The sequence below is a fragment of the Streptomyces sp. NPDC055078 genome (genome assembly GCF_053607985.1).
Genome location: NZ_JBSGUP010000612.1, coordinates 1,452 through 5,005 on the forward strand (window position 1 = coordinate 1,452; position 3,554 = coordinate 5,005).

Below are 3,554 nucleotides of genomic sequence, written 5' to 3' on the forward strand. Positions count from 1 at the left end.
CGAGACCGCTCGTCTGGCCCTCGGCGAACGGGATCGGCTTGCCGTTCTCCAGGAAGAGGGAGGCGTCGGCGGAGCGCGGCGCGGTCTCCCGGCCGTCGATGGTGCGGACCGTACGGGACTTCGCGTCGTAGTGGACGAAGTAGCCGCCACCGCCGATGCCCGCGGAGTACGGCTCCGTCACCCCGAGGGCCGCCGCGGTGGCCACCGCGGCGTCCACGGCGTTCCCGCCCCGCCGCAGCACCTCGATCCCGGCCGCTGACGCGTCGGGGTCGACACTGGCGATCGCACCGCCGTACCCCACGGCGACAGGGGTCTTCGGCGGGGTGGCCGCCCGGTCCGGCGGCCCGTGATCGGGCGGCGCTCCGGCGCCGATGGACACCAGCGCGGCGGCGACGGCCAGTAATGACGTACTCCGTGCGGCGGAACGACGCATCCGTACCTCCGAGTCGACTTTTGTCCGCGCACTGTAACGTCGCGGGGGACCGCCCGTCAGGACCGCCCCGAACGGGGTTGCGAGACCACCGATAGCATGCGCGCCCATGAATGACGACGTACGCAACATCGTCCTCGGTGTGGTGGCCGCCGGTGTCACCGCCGCGCTCGGCTGGCTGGCCCGCACCTATCTGTGGCGCACCGCGCTCCGCCGTCAGCAGGCGTTCTTCGGCCTGCCCGCTAGCTCCGAAGCGCTGCTGGTCGTCAACCGCGAGGCGGGCCGGGACGGCTCGGTGCACCGCTTCGACGTCTTCGCGCTGCTCGAACTCTCCGCGCTGATCAAGGAGTGCGGGGCGCATGCCCAGATCCTGTGGCACGACATAGCCCAGCAGGGGTTCGGGGAGCGCGCGGAGTACTGCGTCGGAGGTCCGGTGTCGAATCGGCGGATGGCCGCGCACCTTCACAGCCTCCTCCCGGGCGTCCGGATGAACACCTCCCCGGAGCCGGGGCCCGACCAGGGCGCGTTCCAGATCGGTTCGGAGCGCTACCGGATCGAGCCGGGGGTGGCCGAGTATGTGCTGCTCGCCCGGCTGACGGCGGGGCAGGACGCCCGGCCCGTCTTCCTCTTCTGCGGGCAGCGCGCCATCACCAACCAGGCCGCGACCCGCTATCTCGCCCGCAACCACCGCAAACTGGCCCGCAAACACGGCTCGGCCTCTTTCTGTCTGCTGCTCAAGGTCATCAACTCGCAGGCGTACGGGCCCGATGTCGTCGAGGTGGTCGCCGATGTGACCCACCCGGCCCAGGCACCGCTGCCGACGGCGCCCGCTCCCTCGCACCGGGCCGCGGGCTAGCGGGCCGCAGGCTGGCGGGGTGTGGGCCGCGGGCTGCGGGCTGGCGGGGTGTGGGCTGGCGGGCCGCGGGCTGGCGGGGTTGGCGTCTCCTCCGGCCGTTCCGCCCGGCCGTCCCGTCCGGCGGCCACCGGCCCCACCGGACCACCGCCGCGCCCGCGCGCGAAGGCGACCCGCGCCAAGGAGAGCGGCACCCCCGTCGCGCGGTGTCGCGACGGGAGCCCGCTCGGCCTCGGCAACCACATCGAGCACGACCCGGCCGACGCGCAGCTGACCTTCTTCCCGTACGCGGCCGGCCGAGTGATCCGTCGGTCCCGCCGCGCCGGAAGTGATCACCGGCTGCTGCCGGGCTCCCCCACCAGGGGGTGAGCCGGTCGTGCCCCATGAACTGCTGCCCTGCCTCCTACGTCCCTCCGGGCGCGGGGGGACCTCCGGGCAGCAGCGTCCCTGGTTCGGCCGGGGCGATGTCCACGGCCTTCGTCTTCGGACTGCGGCGCTGCCGTCTGGCCATCCAGTTGGCGAACCAGGAGAGCAGCATGCACATCCCGATGTAGATCGGCGAGATCACCATCACCACGGGGATGAACGGCAAATCGTAGTCGAGGTTCGACGCGATGAGCTTTCCGGCGTGGAGGAATTCCTCGTAGGTGATGAGATAGCCGAGCGAGGTGTCCTTGAGGGCGACCACGAGCTGGCTGATGATCGTCGGCATCATGGCGCGCACGGCCTGGGGCGCCAGGACGTGGGTCATCACCTGGGTCTTGCGCATACCCAGGGCGTACGCGGCCTCCCGCTGGCCCCGGTCCACGGAGTTGATGCCCGCGCGGAAGACCTCGGCGAGCACCGAGCCGTTGTAGAGCGTCAGCCCGGTCACCAGCGCGGGCAGCGGCTGGACCTTCAGTGCGACGAAGATGAAGAAGATCATCACCAGCACGGGCATGGCCCGGAAGAACTCCACCACCAGCGTCGACACCCAGCGCACCGGCCGGTGGTCGGAGAGCCGGCCGCAGGCCAGGATCCCGCCGAGGACCAGGGAGAACACCGCGGCGAAGACGAAAGCCTTAAGGGTGTTGCCGAGGCCCCGGAGCAGCAGTTCCTGGATGCCCTCGTACTCGAACGGCGTCCATTTGGCGGCGGTGAACTGCCCGGTGTCGAAGAGCAGGTACACGATCCAGCCGAGCAGCGCCACGATGGCGATGGTGGAGCCGATCCCGTACAGCCGGTGGCGGCGGCGGGTCCTGGGTCCCGGGATGTCGTAGAGGGCGGTGGAATCGGTCATCGGGCGACTCCGTAGCGCTTCTCCAGCACATGGAAGAGCGCACTGATGGTGAGGGTGATGATCAAGTAGCCGACGGCGATCCAGACGAAGGTCCAGATGATGTTGTAGCCCAGCTCGCTGAGGGTCTTGTAGGTGCCGAGGAGTTCGGTGACGCTGAACGCTCCCGCGATCGCGGAGTTCTTTGCGAGCGCGATGATGGTGGAGCCGACCGGCGGGATGACGCTGCGGAACGCCTGGGGCAGCACCACCCCGCCGAGGGTCTGTCCGAAGGTCATGCCCAGGCTGCGGGCCGCCTCGCCCTGGCCCTTGGGGACGGTGTTGATGCCGGAGCGCAGCGCCTCGCAGATGAAGGCCGATGTGTAGCAGCCGAGGGCGATCACCGCGAAGACCTTGAAGGGCAGGACGAGTCCGAACCGGGGCAGGCCCAGCAGGACCGCGAAGAACAGCAGGGTGAGCGGGGTGTTGCGCAGGACGGTCACCCAGACCGTGCCGATGGCCCGGAAGGAGCCGACGGGCGCGACCCGGAAGGACGCCATCACAAAGCCGAGGACGAGGGCGAGCAGCGAGGAGTAGACCGTCAGCTCGACGGTGCCGAGGAAGCCCTCGCCGTACAGCGAGAAGTTGTCGGTCAGTACGTTCACTTCGGTCCTCAGCTCGACGGGTAGCGGTCGATCGGCGGCGGCTTCGGCGCCGGGACCCCGGAGAGGCCGAGGGTGGCGTCGTATGCCTTCTTCCAGTTCCCGTTCTTCTCGTTGGCCGCCAGGGCGTCGTCGATGGCGAAGCGCAGGGCGTTGTCCTGGCGCGGGACCCCGATGCCGTACGGCTCCTGGGAGAACGGCTTGCCGACGACCTTGAGTTCGTCGGGGGCCTTGGCCGCGTAGCCGGTGAGGATGGCGTCGTCGGTGGTGACGGCGTCGACCTGGAAGGTCAGCAGATTGTCGACACAGATCGAGTAGTTGTCGTACGCGACGAGATCGGCCTGGGGGTAGTCG

Annotated in this window: 4 protein-coding genes and 1 pseudogene; 1 reads left to right on the forward strand and 4 read right to left on the reverse strand. The window is 69.9% G+C overall.

The window, feature by feature from the left end; genetic code table 11:
• The coding region (locus tag ACWF94_RS33265) for a gamma-glutamyltransferase (RefSeq protein WP_453497154.1) at positions 1-433 on the reverse strand (433 nt) is incomplete at its 3' end.
• Between the two features lie 106 nt (positions 434-539).
• Here ACWF94_RS33265 and ACWF94_RS33270 point away from each other — a divergent pair.
• Positions 540-1,286: a hypothetical protein gene (locus ACWF94_RS33270; RefSeq protein WP_453497157.1), complete on the forward strand. Its 747-nt coding sequence runs from the start codon at positions 540-542 to the stop codon at positions 1,284-1,286.
• 400 nt (positions 1,287-1,686) lie between these two features.
• Here the strand turns inward: ACWF94_RS33270 and ACWF94_RS33275 are convergent, their stop codons facing one another.
• The 3 genes and pseudogenes from ACWF94_RS33275 to ACWF94_RS33285 all read right to left on the reverse strand — a co-directional run.
• Complete coding sequence (locus ACWF94_RS33275; RefSeq protein ID WP_453497160.1) at positions 1,687-2,562, reverse strand: amino acid ABC transporter permease; 876 nt, start codon at positions 2,560-2,562, stop codon at positions 1,687-1,689.
• Positions 2,559-3,203 carry an amino acid ABC transporter permease gene (locus ACWF94_RS33280; protein ID WP_453497163.1) on the reverse strand — a complete coding sequence of 215 codons (645 nt, stop codon included), beginning with the start codon at positions 3,201-3,203 and terminating at the stop codon, positions 2,559-2,561. The genes ACWF94_RS33275 and ACWF94_RS33280 overlap by 4 nt, the downstream gene beginning before the upstream one ends.
• Before the next feature lie 8 nt (positions 3,204-3,211).
• Positions 3,212-3,554, reverse strand: a pseudogene (locus ACWF94_RS33285) (ABC transporter substrate-binding protein); the annotation flags it as partial.

Bases quoted from the DNA above. Each gene is read 5' to 3' on its own strand.
- ACWF94_RS33270 (WP_453497157.1), top strand. From the start codon at position 540: ATGAATGACGACGTACGCAACATCGTCCTCGGTGTGGTGGCCGCCGGT.
- ACWF94_RS33275 (WP_453497160.1), bottom strand. From the start codon at position 2,562: ATGACCGATTCCACCGCCCTCTACGACATCCCGGGACCCAGGACCCGC.